Source organism: Oscillibacter acetigenes, assembly GCF_025567605.1.
Lineage (GTDB): Bacteria > Bacillota > Clostridia > Oscillospirales > Oscillospiraceae > Oscillibacter > Oscillibacter welbionis.
Genome location: NZ_JAOQKG010000001.1, coordinates 377,322 through 378,940, shown reverse-complemented (window position 1 = coordinate 378,940; position 1,619 = coordinate 377,322). Strand labels below are relative to the sequence as shown.

Genomic DNA, 1,619 nt, shown 5'->3' with positions numbered 1-1,619 from the left:
CCGCCTTGCTGCAATTCTTATTTCGCGTACTCGATGACCTTGGTCTCCCGCAGGACGTGGACCTTGATCTGACCGGGGTACTCCATTTCCTCCTCGATCTTCTTGGCCAGGTCCCGGGCCAGGATGACCATCTGGTCCTCGCTGACCTGCTCGGGCCTCACCATGACCCGCACCTCGCGGCCGGCCTGGATGGCGTAGGCCTTATCCACGCCGGGATAGGAGCCGGTGATGGTTTCCAGCTGCTCCAGACGCTTGATGTAGTTCTCCAGATTCTCCCGCCGGGCACCGGGGCGGGCTGCGGAGATAGCGTCTGCCGCCTGCACCAGACAGGCCACCACGGTCCGGGGCTCCACATCGTTGTGGTGGGCCTCGATGGCGTGGATGATGTCCTCCCGCTCCTTGTACTTCCGGGCGAACTCCACACCCAGGGACACGTGGGTGCCCTCCAGCTCGTGGTCCACGGCCTTGCCCAGATCGTGGAGCAGGCCGGCCCGCTTGGCAGCCTGGACATCCGCACCCAGCTCGGAGGCCATCATGCCGGCGATGTGGCTGACCTCGATGGAGTGCTGCAGGACGTTCTGGCCGTAGCTGGTCCGGTAGTGGAGGCGGCCCAGCATCTTCACCAGCTCCGGGTGCAGGTTCCGCACGCCGCACTCGAACACGGCGCGCTCACCCTCTGCCTTGATGGTGTTCTCCACTTCCCGGCGTGCCTTCTCCACCATCTCCTCAATGTGGGTGGGATGGATGCGGCCGTCGGCGATCAGCTTCTCCAGGGCCAGGCGGGCGATCTCCCGCCGCACCGGCTCGAAGCAGGAGACGGTGATGGCCTCGGGCGTGTCGTCGATGATGAGATCCACACCCGTCAGGGTCTCGATGGTGCGGATGTTGCGGCCCTCGCGGCCGATGATGCGGCCCTTCATCTCGTCATTGGGCAGGGGAACCACACTGACGGTCATTTCGGCCACCTGGTCGGCAGCGCACCGCTGGATGGCCTGGGCCACCACTTCCCGGGCGCGCGCCTCGCACTCTTCCTTCATCCGGGACTCGACCTCTTTGATCTTGAGGGCGGTCTCGTGGGTCACCTCGGCCTCCACCTGAGCGATCAGATAGGCCTTGGCCTCCTCGGCGGTGAAGCCGGAAATCCGCTCCAGCATCTCCGTCTGGCTGCGCTTGATGACTTTGATCTCCTCGTTTTCCTTGTCGATGGCCGCATGCTTCTGGGCCAGGGACTCCTCTCTCTTCTCCAGAGCCTCGGTCTTGCGGTCGAGGTTCTCTTCCTTCTGCTGCAGGCGGTTTTCCTGCCGCTGCAGGTCGGCTCTGCGCGACTTCTCTTCCTTCTCGTACTCGCTGCGGTTCTTCAAAATCTCTTCTTTGGCTTCCAGCAGTGCCTCTTTTTTCTTGGTCTCGGCGCTCTTGATGGCCTCGTTGATGATGCGCTTTCCCTCTTCTTCCGCGCTTGAGATTTCCTTTTCAGAAACGGTTTTCCGGTAGCGAATACCGAGGAAGAAGCAGATCACGCCGCCAACTGCCAGCCCGATCAGGGCGGCAACGACGTTTCCAATCACGGTATCTTCTCCTCCTGTGTCCGGTATCCTGTACGCTTTGGGTTTTATATGCAG

At 62.3% G+C, this 1,619-nt stretch carries 1 protein-coding gene; it reads right to left on the bottom strand.

Going from position 1 to position 1,619, the window contains the following annotated elements; all coding sequences use genetic code 11:
* Nucleotides 1–17: 17 nt before the first annotated feature.
* On the bottom strand, nt 18–1,565 hold the full coding sequence (rny, locus tag OCV80_RS01905; protein ID WP_021752184.1) for a ribonuclease Y: 1,548 nt from the start codon (nt 1,563–1,565) through the stop codon (nt 18–20).
* Nucleotides 1,566–1,619: the final 54 nt, after the last annotated feature.